Source organism: Dethiosulfatibacter aminovorans DSM 17477 (assembly GCF_900142005.1).
In the GTDB taxonomy this organism is placed as follows: domain Bacteria; phylum Bacillota; class Clostridia; order Tissierellales; family Dethiosulfatibacteraceae; genus Dethiosulfatibacter; species Dethiosulfatibacter aminovorans.
On sequence record NZ_FQZL01000009.1, the window covers coordinates 120,223 to 137,778 of the forward strand.

The window sequence follows — 17,556 nt, forward strand, 5'->3', positions numbered from 1 at the left end:
GGAGCCTTCGGGCTCCTTTTTTTGTGAATTACAGCAGTATGCTTTACCTCAAGAGCATTTTATGTTAATATCTATTAGGAATAATAAATTAATTGATTTTATAAAGAAAATCGTTGATAAATCTATAATAAAATGACTTATTGAGGTGTTTGAATGGATATTGGAAAACTGCCAAACAAGGTACTTGAAGATTTGGTTATATCTTCAATTAAGAATAGAAGAGAAGAAGTTATAGAAAGGGCTGCAGTGGGAAAGGATTGTGCTATTATCGACTATGGAGACAAGTATTGCGTTTTGTCATCAGACCCTATAACCGGAGCAGAGAAAAATCTTGGTAAGATAGCAGTCAATGTTGCCTGCAATGATATAGCGGCAGGTGGAGCTGAACCAGTGGCTCTTCTTATTACCATATTGGCACCTCCTGAAACAACTCAGGAAACAATAAGGAATATAATGAGCGAAGCAAACGAAGCCAGCAGTGAAATAAACGTGGAGATCGTAGGCGGACATACCGAAATCACAAATGCCGTTAACAGGATTGTATTGTCCATGACTGCAGTTGGAATAAAGGATAAGAAAAACGTCCTTGAAGATGTCAGGGAAGGTGACTGTGTCCTCATGACAAAACTTAGTGGAATGGAAGGTTCGACAATCATTGCCGAAGAAAAAGAGGAAGAGCTTTTAAAAGCGGGATTCACTCCAAAAGAACTTGGAGAGGCAAAGGATTACCTGAATTATCTGAGTGTGGTCAAGGAAGGAACGATTTGTGCATCGGTAGGAGTGAAATACATGCACGATATAACTGAAGGTGGAGTGGAAGGAGCTGTGTGGGAAGCTTCAAAAGCTCTGGGTATGGGAATAGAAATTAATGAAGATGAAATACCTGTAGCGGATGTTACCAAGAAACTATGCAGGTATTTTTCTATAGATTACCTGAAACTCATATCCAGCGGGTCAATGCTGGTTATTAGCAGCAAGGAAAATCTCGGCCCCATCAAAGAAAAACTTGAACTCAATGGGATAGCAGTCACCATGATAGGAGAAATCAAGGGTGAAAAAGTGAGTTTTATCTCTGACGGGAAATCAAGAGAAGTTAACCAGCCTGAAAGCGACGAACTGTACAAGGTTGTTTGATGCAATAAATATTAGGAGTTTATAATGGCAAGATTAGATGGAAGAAAAAAAGATGAAATAAGAAAAACAAAAATTACCAGGGACTATTTGCTTTATCCGGACGGTTCTGTACTGGTTGAGGTTGGAGATACAAAAGTAATATGTACTGCAATGATCGAGAACAAGGTTCCACCTTTTTTAAGAGGAAGTGAGACAGGATGGGTGACTGCTGAATATTCAATGCTGCCGGGATCGACGGTTACAAGAAAAATGAGGGATTCCAGTAAAGGAAAGGTTGACGGCAGATCTCAGGAGATACAAAGACTCATAGGCAGGTCAATGAGGTCGGTAGTTGATTTAAATCTTTTGGGAGAAAGAACTCTGTGGCTTGATTGTGATGTAATTCAGGCGGATGGAGGTACCAGAACAGCTTCTATCAGTGGAGCATTTGTAGCTATGGCAGATGCTTTCTATAAGCTCATGAAGGAAGGCGCGCTTGAAAAAATGCCTGTGAAATCTTTTGTATCAGCTGTAAGTGTAGGAATAGTAAATGATGAGGATGTATTGGATCTCTGTTATTTGGAGGACAGCAATGCCAAGGTTGACATGAACATTGTAATGACGGATAAGGAAGAATTCATAGAGGTTCAGGGAACTGGAGAGGAAGCACCCTTTACAATGGATGAACTTACTTCATTGCTTGAAATAGGAAAGAAAGGATGCTGCGATATCTTTGAAATACAGAAAAATGTTCTTGGGAAAGAGATATACGAATTGATAGGAGAATGATATGGCAAGAGTTGTTTTATCAAGCGGAAACAAGCATAAGATAAGTGAAATAAAAAGCATACTGAGAGATTTTGACCTTGAAGTAATATCAAAAAATGATATTGGTTATAAAGATTTTGAAGTTGAGGAAGATGGAGATACACTTGAGGAAAATTCAATGAAAAAGGCAATGGAGTTGTGGAAGAAGACAGGCGACATTGTCATTGCAGACGATACTGGTCTTTTTGTTGAATATCTTGATGGGGAACCGGGAGTATACTCGGCAAGATATGCAGGCGAAGATGCGACCTATGATGACAACAACAAGCTTCTTCTTCAAAAATTGGAAAATGTACCTGCAGACAAAAGAAAGGCTTATTTCAAAACGGTTGTTTCAATTATCGACAGCGAGGGAGCATCCTTCAGTGTTGAAGGTATATGCAAGGGTGAAATAGGTTTTGAACCTGTAGGAGACAACGGATTCGGATATGATCCCATTTTTATTGTTGAAGGTCTTGACAAGACTTTTGCACAGCTGACAGACATTGAAAAAAATAAATACAGCCACAGGGGAAAGGCTGTTAGAAACTTAAAAAATATAATTGGAGAAATATTGAAATGAAGATAATAGTAGTAAGTGATACCCACTTTAGAACTCAACAAATCATAGAAAGACTTGAAATCATTGAAGATATTGACATGATTATACATTTGGGGGACATTATGTCTGACGGCAGGAAAATTGGAGATGCTCTTGGCGTCAAGACACTCTCAGTAAAGGGTAACTGTGATTTCGGCCTGGAAGAAGAACCTTTTGAAAAGATAGTGGAAGTGGAGAATATAAAGATACTTTTTACTCATGGACACAGATACAAGGTAAAACAGTCTATAGACAGATATTTCTACAGGGCAAAGGAAGTGGAGGCAAACATTGCTCTTTACGGACATACACATCTTCCGGTGAACAGGTGGATAGAAGACGTACTGATGTTCAACCCCGGCAGCGCAGCTTTACCGAAGGAAGACCAAAAGCCCTCCTTTGGTATCTTGAATATAGTTGACAACAAGGTTGAATCAAGCATAATCACTTACTAGTTCTGTTGAAAATGCTGTTGAACATTGTCGGAATGACAATTAGTGTGAAAAAAGTGGATACAATAAGTCCCGACATCAGAGTTACAGCCATGGGAGTGAAAAATGAGCTTCCTGACAAGGCCAGGGGCAAGAGTCCCATGACCGTTGTGATGGTACTCAGCATAATTGGACGGAACCTTCTGTTGAGAGAAGATTCACAGGCATTTCTTATAGAGATGCCTTTTTTTATTTCAGAATTTATATGTTCAAGCAATAGAATTGCATTGTTTACAACAATTCCAATCAGACTGGCAAGTCCTAAACCTGCCGTAAACGAAAATGGCTGTTGGAAGAGATAAAGACCTGTCAGCGACCCTATAACGGAAAGGGGGACCGTAAGCAGTATAATCAATGATTGCCTTGATGACTTGAACTGTATCAGCAGTATTACATATATTGCTGCAAGGGCATATAGAGCAGCTTCTGCAATGCCGCCCAGATATTTTGTTACTGTCTCTTTTTCTCCTCCGTAGTCAATGAGGATGTTTGTATCATCTATTGTCTTGTTCATGAGTTCTTCAATTTGAACCTGAGCATCCTGTGTATTGTAGTAATCTTTCACATCGCAGTTTATTGTTACTGCAGGATATCGGTTGTATCTGTGTATTATGGGAATTAGGCTTTTCAGGTTGACCTTGGAAACTTGTTTAAGAAGTATCTTGTTTCCCGTGAAAGAGGATTTGATTTTAAGGTTTTCAAGGCTGCCCAGGGAGTCAATATCCGATTCAAGATAAATATCGTATTCATCGTTCTGCGTTAGAAGCTTGGAGGTATCAGTCCCGTTCAGCGCAATATTCACCTGTCTCTGTATATCGTATTTTGTCAGTCCCATAAGTGAGGCTATGTCTTCATCAATTTCAAGATTATACTGGTATACGGACTTTGGAATATTGGACCATGTGCTTTTTATGCTTTCAAGGCTGTTGATTTCCCTCAATGCATCTTCCGCTTTTGAATAGAGGCTTTTTTTGTCGTTGTCGTACATTGATATCTCTATATCTGCACCTGGAGAGGATATGGCAGGTTGCTTGACCTCAATTCTGCTGCCTATTAGAGTGTCGACCAACATTTTTTCCAAATAGTCTGCATATGAGGTTTTGTCAATCAATTTACTGTCATCAAGAAATACAATCAATTGTCCTGTATGATCTGAGTTTGCTCCGGTAGCTACAGTGAGATAGAATTTCGGCAAATAACCTCCTATGCTTGAGGTATATCCTGCAATATTCTCTTCATCATCCAGTATCCTGCTTATATCATCTATAAGCTTTTCAGTACTGTCCTTGTCGCCTTTCTTTTCGTTTGAAACATCTATATACAGATAATCCTTATCGGCATAAGGAAATATTTCAACAGGAAGGAAGTATAGTCCTATGCCTATGGAAACAACAAAGAAAGAAAATATTGATACAATTGTCAAGACGCTGTGCTTTAGACCAAACTGAAGCATAGTGCTGAAAAGTTTCTTGGTTCTGTTTTTTTTTGGCAATATCATCTTTGCCTTGCCTTTGAATATACAGGTAAGGGCAGGGACCAGAAGCATGGCTGAAATATAGGAAGCTGTCAGAGCGATAATAACTACAATAGGCAGTGACTTGGCAAATTCCCCTGCTTCGCCGGGAAGGGCTATGAGGGGAGCGAATGCCGCTACGGTAGTAAGTGTTGATGAAAATACAGGACCTGAAGTATCAATGGCTCCATCAATAGATGCTCTGACCGGGTCAACGTCTTCGTCAAGCTTCACCTGGATAGCATCCGTAACAACTATTGAATTGTCCACAAGTATTCCAAGAGCTATTATAAGGGCAGCTATGGAAATCTGGTGAAGATCTATTTCCAGATAGCGCATTGCCGTAAAGGTCAGAAAAATACTGAAAGGTATGGCTGTAGATACTATGGCTGCATTTTTGTATCCCATACCTATGAATACCGTAATTATTACAAAAAGTATTCCTTCCAACAGGTTCACAATGAATTTGTTTATTGAGTTCTTTACTTCATCGGGCTGATAGACAAGTTTTTCAGCCTCCAAGGTGGCAGGAAGTTCAGACAGTTTCTTATTGAGTACATACTCCACCTGTTCTCCAATTTCGACAATGTTCTGATCGTCTTTAAAATATCCTGTAATTAGCACTGCAGGATTATTATTGGTTTTGAATTTTTTTGCATTTTCCTCATAACCCATGTATATATGGGCAATATCCTTAAGCCTGGTTATTCCGAAGTTATTCGAAATATGTATTACCAGATTTTCAATATCGTGGATGTTCTCAAAGGTTCCAGGAATATTCACACTTATTTTCCCGGAAGAAGTATCAAGAGAGCCGGAGGGTATGTTGGTATTTTGTATCAACAGAAGATTGTATATGTCTTCAACGGATAAGTTTGTCTTGTCAAGGCTGTCCAGATTCATTTCCACATAGACCTGCTTTTCAAGGTTTCCATCAATATTGACTTTCTTTATGCCTTCGATTCTAAGGAGGTCGTTCTTGATGTTCTCTGCAAAATATGAAAGTTTGTCATAGGAGTATTCTTCTCCGGATAATGTGATTATGAGACCTGCGGTTTCCACAAGGTTTTCTGTATCTATTTCAGGAGGATAAGCTCCTTGGGGAAGTTCATCTGATATGGAGTCTATTATTTTACTGAGATTGGACCACTGTTCATCCTTGTCTACAGAGTAGTTGATGGTAACAATGACAATAGATACATTGCCTGATGAAATGGATTCTATATTTTCTATTCCTTCAATAATGGAAATTTCATTTTCGATTTTTTTTGTAATGAGAGATTCGACTTCTTCAGCTGAAGCTCCAGGGTATATTGTTGTTATCATGGCTGAAGGACTTGTAACATCAGGATTTTCCTGTCGTGGAAGGCTTGAATAGGAAATTACTCCTGAAATCATGATTATGACAGCCAGAACTACAGCAACCTTCCTGTTGTGTACTGTGAAATTTATTAATCCTTTCATAATATCACCGTTCCTGACTTTCTACTTTATATCCTTCCAATACACTGTCCAGTCCCAGGGTTATGATTTCTTCACCTGGATCTACGCCTTCGACTAGAATCTTGTCCTCGTTTATACTCTTTATGGTAATATTTCTTCTGGAAGCACGGCCGTCTTCTATGAGGTAAACATAGTCTTCGCCATCGTTAAGTACTGAAGAAATATCAAGCCAGACACCCTGAATTTTTCCAAGGACAAAGTTGACTTGGGCAGTTGATCCTATAAGAAGATCTTCCGTTGAACTGTCCAGACTTATGGTGACAAGGTAGGTCAGGGAATTGGGATCGGGAACTTCACTGATTGAATCAATGGTTCCTCTGAAAATTTTGTCGTTGATTTCAATATTGGATTCAGTATCCTTGTCCAGCCTGTAGACATCACTTATGGATACTCCAACTTCAACAACAAGTTCGTTGCTGCTGACGGTTACTACTGGATAACCTGAAGCAACGGCATCGCCCTCCTCGTTTAAAATGGAAAGTACTGTGCCGTAAGAATCGCTGTATAAAATTGAATCATCAACCAGGGATTTATATCCTTCATAGGCATTTTTTGCAGCCAAATAGACAGAGTAGGATGACTGGATATCTTCACTGCTGGAGCCTTCAAGTGTTTTGTTGAAAAGCTCCACAGCCTGCAAATATTCTTTTTCTGAAATATCCAGACTCAGTTCAGCCTGCTCTAAAGAAGATAATGATATGACATCCTCTTCGAAAAGCCTAGCCATATCATTGTAGTTGTTTTTATTAAATTCATAGACGGATTTTGCCTTGTCCACATTTAAACTTGCACTGGAAATATCTTCCTGGCCTGCGCCATTCAAAGCTTTTTGATACTGTGAATATGCAGAGTCCATATTGTTGCCTGCCGCAGCCAGTTGAAATTCCATATCGGTAGTATCCATTGAAGCAATGGAATCTCCCGGTGCAATCTTTTGAGATAGATCGACAAAGATTTTATCAATATATCCGCCTGTCTTGAAAGAATATTGTTTAAGCTGATTTGATCTTACAACCCCCACATAATTGATTATACTGTCTAGGGAAGTGGATTTTGCTGCAATGGATACAACAGGTATCTTTTTTTCCTTTTCAGGCAAGGGTTCTTTTGTACATGCTGTAAACATTAAAACCAGTATAAAGAAAGCTACAGGAATCAATATTATTTTTTTCATAAATCACCACTAGAAAAATATTTTAACGAAGTCTCCTATGAGTGAGTCGAGTTTGGATTTTGTGTTTGTTTCTTCAATTATTTTGACTATACCTTTTTTTATGGACTCGGTATATGCCTTTATCATAATCTTGTCATTTGAAGTTATGTTATTGTCGGACTTGAGTACGAAGCCGGCTAGAATAACATCTTCCAGCATTTTATCCAAATCCTTGCTTACATTAGGAAGGATGGTTTCATTACTAAGTATTATATGAATTTCATATCTGTGTTTTTTGGTTATTTGAACAAGCATGTCGGCAAAATCTTTTACCAGGATTTCAGTGCTTGAAGCTCCAGAAGCATTGAGATTTTTGAACATGATTTTAAGTTCGTTGTATACTGGTGTTACTATGGCATTAAAAAGCTGTTCCTTGTTTGTGAAATATCTGTATATGTTTCCCGGTGAAACATTGGATTTTATTGCTATGTCCCTGATCTTTGATTTGTCATATCCGGTTTTATAAAATTCGGAGAGTCCGGACTTCAAAATTTCCTCTTTAACATGGGCTTTCAATACTTGTGGCATAAAATAAACCTCCATTTAATTTATGCTTAATTATATCACGATTCATTATATATTTCAAGCAAGAAAGCAGCTACGATGCGTTAAATACGCAAGTATTTACTATGAGGTCGCAGAAAGTTTCCTTGACCGCGTAATATCAATGCTTCAAGGGATTAAGCATTTTAACTTTCTACTACAAGAAAGCAGCAAATAATTGCTGCTAATCAAGATTTTTTATTTCAAGTTCATCCTTTGAATACATTGCAAATTTGTCGAATCCCTGATTGGTCAGCTGGTCAAGCTGTTTGCTCACTTTCTTTGCTTTTTTGAACAGCGATACGGCATAACCATCTGCCCTTAATTCGTCAGCCTTCATTATGACATCAGAAATCTCTTCTTCCATATCGTATAAAAGCACTACTTTTTCTTTTCCAGGAGACTTGTACTTATCTTCAATCATCTGGTTTACAAGTCTTTCGAATCCAATGGAAAAACCAACTGCAGGTATGCTTTGACCGATGAAGCTTCCGATCATTTCATCGTATCTGCCGCCGCCTGCGATTGAATAACCAAGTCCCTTATATGCGATTTCAAATATTGGACCTGTATAATAGCCCATTCCTCTTACCAGGGTAAAGTCAAACACAATATCGTATTTGCCGTCTGCTATGGCAGTTACATTTCTGGTTATGCATTTCATGTTTTCAACTACTTCTTCGGGTACACCGTAGTTGCCTAAGATGTCAATATCGCCGCTGCTTATTTCATCAAGCATAGCCAGTATCCTGTCTATATTTTCAACAGGGTAGTCTTTGCCGGAAAGCTCTTTTCTTATGCCGTCCATTCCTATCTTATCCAGCTTGTCCAGTATTATACATACTCCTTCAAAATCTTCTTCGCTGAATCCGCAGCCAAGAACCACTGATTTAAGTATTCTTCTGTCGTTTATCCTTATCTGGAAATCACTTACATCCAGTTCCGTAAGAGCCTTTGCCGTAGAGGTCAGAAGCTCTATCTCGGCATCGCAATCGGGATTTCCTATTATGTCAATATCGCATTGCTTAAAGCTTCTATATCTTCCTTTTTGGGCTCTCTCAGCCCTGAAAACATTACCAACCTGTATAGCCTTGAATACTGATGGCAGTTCATTTCTGTGTTTGCAGTAGAATCTGCTCAGAGGGATTGTAAGGTCGTATCTGAGACCAAGCTCTGCAAGGTCGCTTTCTGTAAGGTTTTCCTTGGAAAGATTCAGCTTGTTTCCTCTTTTCATGATCTTGAATATCAGCTTCAGATTTTCTCCACCCTTGCTTCCCAGAAGGTTGTCGATGTTTTCAACTACGGGTGTCTCTATAAGCTGAAAGCCGTTGTTCTTGTAGGTGTCTATAATCTTTTTTTCCACATGATCACGTATTTCTTTTTCTCCTGGAAGGAGGTCTCTCATTCCTTTAGCCGGATTTACATTGATTTTCATATTGTTATCACTCCTAAATTTCGAATATATTGTATGTATTGTTCAAAAGGTCCACGTATAGAAGTTTTCCCTTAAGTTCGCATTCCTTGTCAAGCAGTACCTTTATGCATTCGCTTACCTGTGTTGATGCTGCAGCAGCCGGAGTGTAGGAAGGATTTCCTACAAGTGTTTCAATACCTTTTTCATCACTGTCGCTGTATATTTTGGACAGGGTGTTGTCTCCCGGCATAACTACGCTTATCTGGTAATACCAGCCGGCTATGGCACCGTGTATGAGGGGGATCGAGTATTGGAAACATTTTTTTTCCAGTAGAAGTCTGGTGGTTACATTGTCAACTGCATCAATTACAACATCGTGACCCTTGATGATTTCGTCGCAGTTGTCTTCTGTAAGAATTGAATCGTAGCCTGTGAATTTCACAGATGGGTTCACATCACGGACCCTTTCCTCCGCAACGACGACCTTTTTTCTTCCAAGATTCGACATTGAGGAAAAAAGCTGTCTGTTAAGATTGGTTTCATCAAAAACATCTCCATCAATGGCTGTGATGTTTCCTATTCCAATTCTTGAGAGCATTTCAATAATATATCCTCCCAGACCGCCGCACCCCACAATCAGGACCTTGCTTTTTTTTAGGATTTTCATATCATCTTCGCTAATGGTTGTAAGATTTCGGATATACCTGTTTTCCATGATAACCTCCTGATAACAGCTTCAATCAGTATATCATAATTTAAATTTATTAAAAACCCAAATTTCCTTAAATCGCATTTCTTTTTTTATGTTATACTTATTATTGATGATACAATATGGGAGGGATTCAATCAAGTGAGTGCAGGAAATTTTTCTTCGTGTTTCTCCCGGTATATATAACATAAAATGACAGGAAGGTATATATGAAAGAACTGAATTATATAAAAATTTGTGCATCCAGCCCGAAGCTGAAGGTTGCGGATTGTGTATACAATACAAATGAAATAATATGTGAAATCGGCAAGGCCCTTGAGGAACAAGCTGAAGTTGTAGTATTTCCTGAGCTTTCCATTACGGGTTATACCTGTGGGGATTTGTTCTTTCAGGATTTGCTTTTAAAGGAATGTGAAGCTTCAGTTGAAAAACTGGTGGAATATTCAATAGACAAGGATATTCTCATTGTTGTGGGGGCACCGATATCAAACAGGGGAATGACATTTAACTGTGCAGTTTTAATAAACAGGGGAAGGGTTATCGGCATAGTTCCAAAGACATTCCTTCCAAACTACAATGAATTCTATGAAAAAAGATGGTTTGCCAGTGGTCGTGTAAATATGGATGAAACAATAGATTATTGCGGAATGACAGTTCCCTTTGGTACGGATCTTTTGTTTGAAAGCGAAGCTAACAGTGACCTGGTTCTGGGCCTTGAAATATGCGAGGACCTGTGGGCGCCTGTTCCTCCCAGCAGCAATCTTTCCCTTGGAGGAGCTGCTGTTATTTTGAATTTGTCGGCATCAAATGACCTTGTGGGCAAGAGCGAATACAGGAGAAGCCTGGTGATCAACCAGTCGGCAAGATGCCTTGCAGGATATGTATATGTATCTGCAGGATATGGAGAATCATCAACTGATCTTGTTTTTGGAGGGCATAGTCTGATTGCAGAAAACGGAAGGCTTCTTGAGGAATCCGACAAATATGAAATGGATGGAAGCAGAATAACAAGCGAAATCGATCTGGAAATAATAAATCATGATAGAAGAAATTCAAGCTCTTTCAGCGATACTCCAAAACAGAAGTACAGGAGAGTTAAGTTTTACACTGAGTCCAAAGCTTGCGAAATACACAGAAGGCACAATTCCCATCCTTTTGTTCCAGTGAGGGAAGAGGAAAGGAACAAGAGATGTGAGGAGATTTTCAGCATACAAACAAGCGGTCTTGCCAAGCGGATAGAGCATATAGGTTCTTCCAGCATGGTAATTGGAATATCGGGCGGGCTTGATTCAACCCTTGCTCTCCTTGTATGTGTGAAAACCTGCGACAGGCTGGGTCTTGACAGAAGCATGATCAAGGCTGTTACAATGCCTGGGTTCGGAACTACAGACAGAACATATAACAACGCCGTAGGGCTTATAGAATCACTTGGAGCGACTTTTCTTGAAATCCCAATAGCAGAGGCCTGCATCAAGCATTTTGATGATATTGGTCACGATATGAGCCGTCATGATATTACCTACGAGAATACACAGGCAAGAGAAAGGACGCAGATCCTCATGGACCTTTCCAATAAATTCAAGGGAATAGTAGTAGGAACAGGAGATTTGTCTGAGCTTGCCATGGGATGGGCAACCTACAATGGAGACCATATGTCCATGTATGGAGTGAATGCGAGCATACCGAAGACTCTTGTGAAATATGTGGTCAAATGGGTTGCAGAGAATGCGGTTGAAGAGAAGACAAGGGAAATCCTTTTTGATGTTCTGGATACTCCTGTGAGTCCGGAACTCTTGCCGCCTGACGAAAAAGGGGGAATATCGCAGAAAACGGAAGATCTGATAGGTCCCTACGAGCTTCACGATTTTTTCCTTTTCAATACGGTAAGGTATGGATTTGGTCCTGAAAAGATAATGAAGATTACGGAACTGGCTTTTGAAGGGAAATATTCCAAGGATACAATCTACAAATGGTTGAGACAATTCTACTGGAGATTCGTATCTCAGCAATTCAAAAGGTCATGCATCCCTGACGGACCCAAGGTCGGGTCCATATGTCTGTCGCCTAGAGGGGACTGGAGGATGCCAAGTGATGCCTCTTTCGGAATGTGGATGAGAAGGATGGACAAGATCAGGGAAGAAGGAAGCTATAGCTGATTGATCCAATAAATTTTGAATTTCAGTATAAAAAATAAAGCTGGGACTCCTGTGCTGTGAATGCACATAAGAGTTCCAGCTTTTAGTTTTTAAATTTGATTATCGGGACAGGGTATTTGTCTAGCCCCTTTCTATGGCAGTCAGACCTGTTCTTACCAGTTCGATTATTCCATATGGGCGTACAAGTTCTATGAATGCATTGTTCTTGGTTTCATCACCTGTCATTTCTATAGTTATGGACTTGGCACTTATATCTACAGTCTTTCCCTTGAAAACATCTGCCATTTGAATTATTTCAGTTCTTGTCTTTTGAGTGCAGTTGATCTTGAGGAAGAGGAGTTCTCTGAGGACGGATTTCTTCAAAGTCAAGTCTGTAATCTTGATTACATTTATAAGCTTGTTAAGCTGTTTGGTTATTTGTTCAAGAATTTCTTCGTCGCCTGTTACGGTTACGGTTATTCTTGATATATTGGGATCCGTTGTCTCGGCAACATTCAAGGTATCTATATTGTATCCTCTTCTACTGAAAAGTCCTGCAACCTTGCTCAGTGTACCAGGGTAGTTTTCTACAGTGATTGAAAGTACGTGTTTTTCGTGTTTCATTACTTCCACCTCCAGTGTGCTAATGTTGGGAAATCAGGATGAACCTTGCATTCTATGAAGCATGGCTCATTGCTTGAATAAGCCTTGTCAAGAACTTCTTCGATATCATCGTCATTCTCTATTGTATAGCCCTTTATGTCATAGGCTTCAGCTAACTTCATGAAGTCAGGATTGAAGTTGACGTCTATTCCGCAGTATTTATTGTAGCCGTATGCGTTTAGCTGAAGCTCCCTTACCATGCCAAGCCTGTCGTTTGTTATTACTACAACCTTTATGTCAAGGTTGTGTTCCCTTACCAGACCGAGTTCGCCCATGAGCATCTGGAATCCTCCCTCGCCCATGACAGCGGTTATGGTAGTATCATCATCGGCATTGAATCTGGCACCGATTGCGGCTGGAAGGGCATAGCCCATGGTTCCGAGTCCACCTGAAGTGAAGTATTTTCTGTCTCCGTTTGCACAATAGTAGTGAGCAGCCCATATCTGATTCTGTCCCACATCTGCTGTAAGTACGGATTTGCCCTTGATATGGTCTGAAATGGATTTTATGAACTTAAGAGGGTTTGCACCTTCAAGTTCCCATTCCTTGCCAAGGTTGTCATCCCAGTATGATTTTCTTGAATATTTCAAACTGCTCTTCCATTTCTTGATGTTTGACGTATATTCATATGAATTAAGCTTTTCAAGAATATTTTTTGCATCTCCAACTATGGGAGTATGTGTCTTTTTGGTTTTGCCGATTTCTGCAGGATCAATATCTATATGTATGATATGCTGTCCTTCGTTGTTATCTGTGATGACGGCAGTTGACCTGTCGGCGAATCTTGCTCCCAGGACTATAATCAAATCAGCCTTGTTCATTGCCTGGTTGATGAAGGGATATCCGTGTGATCCGAGAAGACCTGCAAAATGCTTTGAGTCATTTGGAAAACTGTCTACTCCCATGAGAGTACAAACAACAGGTATGCTTGTCTTCTCTACAAATTCTTCAAGTTCCTTCCTGCAACCTGAAGAGCTGATTCCACCTCCGACGCATATTAATGGACGTTCAGCCTTGTTGATTATTGAAACCGCCTTCTTCACCTGCTTCATGTTTCCTTCGTATGTTGGCTTGTATCCTCTTATTTCTACGGTTTTGGGATATTCAAAGTCTATTATTTCGTTTTGTATATCCTTTGGAATATCTATGAGTACAGGACCTTTTCTGCCTGTATTCGCTATATAAAATGCTTCCTTCATTATCCTTGGAATTTCGTCTTTTGAACTTACAAGGTAATTGTGTTTTGTGAAAGGCTCTGTTGCACCTACCACATCCGCTTCCTGAAACATGTCTGTTCCTATTTTGGCTGATACTACCTGTCCGGTTATAGCTATCAGCGGTATTGAATCCATATAGGCAGTCGCGATTCCTGTGATGAGGTTTGTTGCACCGGGTCCTGAAGTTGCAAGACATACTCCGACGGAGTTATTGACTCTACCGTAACCGCTTGCCATGTGGGCTGCAGACTGTTCGTTTCTGACTAGGATATGCTCTACATTGGAATTTCTAATGGCTTCGTAAAGCGGGAGGACGGCTCCACCTGGATATCCAAATATTTTTTTGATGTTTTCTTGTTCCAGACAAGCTATTACTGCTTCAGCAACTGTCATTTTCATTTGATTCACCCCTTAGGTATAGTATTAGTTTGAAATTATACCAAATTATTGTATGAAAATCAATACAAATCAAAAAAGATTGCACTAAAATCAGTACAATTCTTTTTTGGATTCATTAATTATCTGAAATCACCTTCAGTAATTCCTTTTTTAGTGGTGCCGTAGTGTCATCGTTGAAGCTTCTTTTCATAATGTTGATTTTTATATCCTTTTCGTAGACTATCCTGGCAGGAGAGTCTGCAAGAACATAGATCTTGTCTGCAAGAAAGACCGCTTCATCGATGTCGTGGGTAATAAATACCACTGTCTTTGAAGATTGGGCCCAAATTTTCCTGAAGGAATCCATGACAGACATCTTAAGCTTGATGTCGAGACCGCTGAAAGGTTCGTCCATGAAAAGAATCTTTGCAGGATATGAAAAGGCTCTGGCTATGGACAGCCTTTGCATCATACCGCCGCTTAATTCATCAGGAAACAGGTTTGCTGACGATTCAAGGTCTACAAGCTTCAGGTTTTCAAGGATTATTCTTTTCCTCTCATCTTTGTCCGAATAGACGGCTTTGAGTATGAAATCGACGTTGTCATAAACATTAAGCCAGGGAAGGAGTCTTGGTTCCTGAAATATATATGAAAACTCCTTGTTGCCCATTCCCTCGATTTCTCCCGAATCATGTCGGTCAAGGCCGGATAGAAGCTTTATCAGTGTCGACTTGCCGATTCCGGATGCTCCCAGGATACATGATATTTTGTTTTCCTCAATGTCAATGCTGAAATTGTCGAAAACCGTCTTGTTATGGAATTTTTTTGTCAAATTGCTGATGCTTATCATATAATCACCTTTAAACGCATTTAATGCGGCAAAGCCGCTATCTTGCAGCTTAGGAAAGTCAAATGTGCATAAACCCTTGAAGCGTTGGTTTTATGCGATTAAGGAGACTTTCCTTCGCAGCTTAATAAATGCTTACGCATTTAACGCGGCATAGCCGCTTTCTTGAAAATAAGTTGTATGATGTTCTCGAATAGATAGCTTAAAAGTATTATAAGCATGGTCCATGCCATGAGCTCAGGTATTTCAAGATAAATCTTTGTGTCATGAAGTCTTGTACCTATGGCATATCTTGGCATCGACAGAACTTCAGCTGCGGCGACAACCTTCCAGGCAAGTCCCATTGAAGTCGTGAAGCCTGCCAATATATAGGGCCTTGCAGATGGAAGATATACATTTTTAAATACCTGAAATGGTTTGACCTTGTATATTCTGCACATTTCAATCAACTTGCCGTCCGTTTCCCTTATTCCCTGGACCATGTTGGTCCAGATGATGGGGTAGCACATGAGCAGTCCTGTGAATACGGGGACATAAGTTGACTTGAACCATATTATTGCTATTATGATAACCGAGATTACCGGTGTTGATCTAATGAGAAGTATCAACGGTTCAAAAATATGATAGAGATTGTCGTTGAGACCGCAGAAAAATCCTGTGGCTATTCCCAGAACAGCAGATATTGCAAAGCTGACTGTGACTCTCAGTGAAGTTGAAATTATAACTTCGAGAAACTTTTCATCTCCCACCACATCAACTGCCGAGTATAGAACGCTCAATGGCGATGGAAGATAAATATCCTTATTGATTGCAAGATACATTACCTCCCATAGAATCAGCCAAATCGCTATCCCTATTAATCTATATTTCTTACTCTGAGTAGTAGAAATCTTCATCTGGGAGCTTGCCTCCTATTGAAGAAGGATTGAAGTTCATCAATATTTCAAGGAATGTGTTGATTTCATCCTTCGCTTCCTGTGCGGTTTTGAATACTATTGCACATTTTGGTATTGCAGTCTCTGCTAGTTTCGCATTGGGAAGTATTCCGTTAGACTCTATCAAAAGTCCAGCTTCTGCGGGGTTTTCATTTACCCAGTTTACCGAGGCTTCATATTGAACCATGAATTCTGAGATGAACTCCTTGTTGTTTTCTGCAAATTCCCTGTTTACCAGAAGACACCCCATTGCAAGGTCTCCGGCATTGTCCGTCGCCTCGCTCCATGCTTCGTTCAAATCGATCAGAAGATTGACGTTTTCGGATTTCATTACAACCTGTGTAACGAAAGGCTGTGGCAGGACTGCTGCCGGTGCATCTCCTGCAATTACTGCCTGTGCAAGGGACGCATGGTCGGGATAGAATTCTATCGCTATGTCGTCCTTGAGGCCGGCTTTTTCAAGAATATAGTTGATTGCATAGTCGGGAGTCGCTCCCTGTCCGCTTACATAAAGTGTTTGTCCCTTCAAGTCTTCCAAAGAGGATATTTCTGCACTTCCAACTATATGTATTACGCCAAGGGTGTTAAGAGCAAGGAATTGAACTGCTCCTTCAGTTTTGTTGTACAAAACCGATGCAAGGTTTGTAGGAACTGCAGCTATTTGGACATCACCGTTTATGATTTTTCCAACCAATGCTTCAGGTGCGCTTTCGGCCATATATTCAACAGAATATGCATCACTGTTTAGAGCTTTTTCTTCGAACAGCTTGATCATTCCCATTGAAGTAGGACCCATAAGGCCTGCTATCATGACATCCTGGCTTGCTACAGGTTCTTCCGTAGTTTCCGTTTCTTCTGAAATCTGCTCTGTTTCTGCTGATTCATTGTCCGCTGGAGCTTCCGGTGCTGTCTCCTGATTTCCTGTACATCCTGCCATTGATCCCATGATCAACAATGCTACCATTAAAAGTGAAATAATTCGTTTCATTCTGACCTCCTAATTGTCATGAAAAATTTTTTTTGTAAGTGCGCTTTTTACTGTTATTCCTGAAACTGATCCGAGTTTTCCAGTTAGGCTTCCGATATCATCGGTTGTTCCATCAACTATTATTGAAATAACGTTGATATTCTTGTTTTTGTAGGGGATACCCATTCGGCCTACTATTATGTCGGCGTGTGAATGAAGAATCTCATTTACCATTGAGACGCTTTCAATGTCTTCAATTACTATTCCTACTACTCCAATTCTATTCATAAAACTCTCCTTGTTAATGTTGTTGGAAATACTTTAACTTTCTTAAGCTACAAAAAAACCCTGCCTGTAAACAAGCAAGGAATAAGTTCAATCATTCTTTCTGTGGAAGTAAAATGATTTATATGTTAAAATTATTATCGGTAAGGCAATAATTTCAACAAGCTATTCCTTACTCTCAGATTGCTCCTTGAGCTCAGACTTTGTTAAAAAAATAACGGT

16 protein-coding genes are annotated in these 17,556 nt (G+C 39.8%); 5 read left to right on the forward strand and 11 right to left on the reverse strand.

Annotated features, from left to right (window positions below; translation table 11 throughout):
* Positions 1-153 precede the first annotated feature (153 nt).
* The 4 genes from BUB05_RS07760 to BUB05_RS07775 are packed head-to-tail and all read left to right on the forward strand — an operon-like array spanning position 154 to position 2,976.
* Positions 154-1,134, forward strand: a complete 981-nt coding sequence (locus BUB05_RS07760) for an AIR synthase family protein (RefSeq protein ID WP_073049027.1) — start codon at positions 154-156, stop codon at positions 1,132-1,134.
* 24 nt (positions 1,135-1,158) lie between these two features.
* Positions 1,159-1,902 carry a ribonuclease PH gene (gene rph / locus BUB05_RS07765; RefSeq protein WP_073049028.1) on the forward strand — a complete coding sequence of 248 codons (744 nt, stop codon included), beginning with the start codon at positions 1,159-1,161 and terminating at the stop codon, positions 1,900-1,902.
* Between the two features lies 1 nt (position 1,903).
* Positions 1,904-2,503, forward strand: a complete 600-nt coding sequence (gene rdgB / locus BUB05_RS07770; RefSeq protein WP_073049029.1) for an RdgB/HAM1 family non-canonical purine NTP pyrophosphatase — start codon at positions 1,904-1,906, stop codon at positions 2,501-2,503.
* On the forward strand, positions 2,500-2,976 hold the full coding sequence (locus BUB05_RS07775; protein ID WP_073049030.1) for a YfcE family phosphodiesterase: 477 nt from the start codon (positions 2,500-2,502) through the stop codon (positions 2,974-2,976). The genes rdgB and BUB05_RS07775 overlap by 4 nt, the downstream gene beginning before the upstream one ends.
* Here the strand turns inward: BUB05_RS07775 and BUB05_RS07780 are convergent.
* The 5 genes from BUB05_RS07780 to BUB05_RS07800 form a co-directional block, all read right to left on the reverse strand.
* Positions 2,966-5,989 carry an efflux RND transporter permease subunit gene (locus tag BUB05_RS07780; RefSeq protein ID WP_073049031.1) on the reverse strand — a complete coding sequence of 1,008 codons (3,024 nt, stop codon included), beginning with the start codon at positions 5,987-5,989 and terminating at the stop codon, positions 2,966-2,968. The genes BUB05_RS07775 and BUB05_RS07780 overlap by 11 nt on opposite strands.
* Before the next feature lie 4 nt (positions 5,990-5,993).
* Positions 5,994-7,202: an efflux RND transporter periplasmic adaptor subunit gene (locus BUB05_RS07785; protein WP_073049032.1), complete on the reverse strand. Its 1,209-nt coding sequence runs from the start codon at positions 7,200-7,202 to the stop codon at positions 5,994-5,996.
* Between the two features lie 9 nt (positions 7,203-7,211).
* Positions 7,212-7,769: a TetR/AcrR family transcriptional regulator gene (locus tag BUB05_RS07790; protein WP_073049033.1), complete on the reverse strand. Its 558-nt coding sequence runs from the start codon at positions 7,767-7,769 to the stop codon at positions 7,212-7,214.
* Positions 7,770-7,968: 199 nt separating this feature from the next.
* Entirely contained in the window at positions 7,969-9,219 is a 1,251-nt protein-coding gene (gene hisS, locus BUB05_RS07795; RefSeq protein ID WP_073049034.1) for a histidine--tRNA ligase, read from the reverse strand.
* A gap of 13 nt (positions 9,220-9,232) precedes the next feature.
* A complete protein-coding gene (locus BUB05_RS07800; RefSeq protein WP_073049035.1) occupies positions 9,233-9,913 on the reverse strand; it encodes a HesA/MoeB/ThiF family protein in 681 nt (226 codons plus the stop codon).
* 203 nt (positions 9,914-10,116) lie between these two features.
* Here BUB05_RS07800 and BUB05_RS07805 point away from each other — a divergent pair, with 203 nt between their 5' ends.
* A complete protein-coding gene (locus BUB05_RS07805; protein ID WP_073049036.1) occupies positions 10,117-12,063 on the forward strand; it encodes an NAD(+) synthase in 1,947 nt (648 codons plus the stop codon).
* A gap of 120 nt (positions 12,064-12,183) precedes the next feature.
* Here BUB05_RS07805 and ilvN read toward each other — a convergent pair whose 3' ends face one another.
* From ilvN to BUB05_RS07835, 6 genes are all read right to left on the reverse strand, one after another.
* Complete coding sequence (ilvN, locus tag BUB05_RS07810) at positions 12,184-12,666, reverse strand: acetolactate synthase small subunit (RefSeq protein WP_073049037.1); 483 nt, start codon at positions 12,664-12,666, stop codon at positions 12,184-12,186.
* Positions 12,666-14,321 carry a biosynthetic-type acetolactate synthase large subunit gene (gene ilvB / locus BUB05_RS07815; protein WP_342747088.1) on the reverse strand — a complete coding sequence of 552 codons (1,656 nt, stop codon included), beginning with the start codon at positions 14,319-14,321 and terminating at the stop codon, positions 12,666-12,668. Before ilvB ends, ilvN begins: the two co-directional genes overlap by 1 nt.
* 115 nt (positions 14,322-14,436) lie before the next feature.
* Positions 14,437-15,150 (reverse strand): ABC transporter ATP-binding protein, encoded by a 714-nt coding sequence (locus tag BUB05_RS07820; protein WP_073049038.1) that lies wholly within the window; start codon positions 15,148-15,150, stop codon positions 14,437-14,439.
* A gap of 140 nt (positions 15,151-15,290) precedes the next feature.
* Entirely contained in the window at positions 15,291-16,043 is a 753-nt protein-coding gene (locus tag BUB05_RS07825; protein ID WP_073049039.1) for an ABC transporter permease, read from the reverse strand.
* Complete coding sequence (locus BUB05_RS07830) at positions 16,018-17,070, reverse strand: ABC transporter substrate-binding protein (RefSeq protein ID WP_073049040.1); 1,053 nt, start codon at positions 17,068-17,070, stop codon at positions 16,018-16,020. The genes BUB05_RS07825 and BUB05_RS07830 overlap by 26 nt, the downstream gene beginning before the upstream one ends.
* Positions 17,071-17,079: 9 nt before the next feature.
* Entirely contained in the window at positions 17,080-17,337 is a 258-nt protein-coding gene (locus BUB05_RS07835) for a TM1266 family iron-only hydrogenase system putative regulator (protein ID WP_073049041.1), read from the reverse strand.
* Positions 17,338-17,556: the final 219 nt, after the last annotated feature.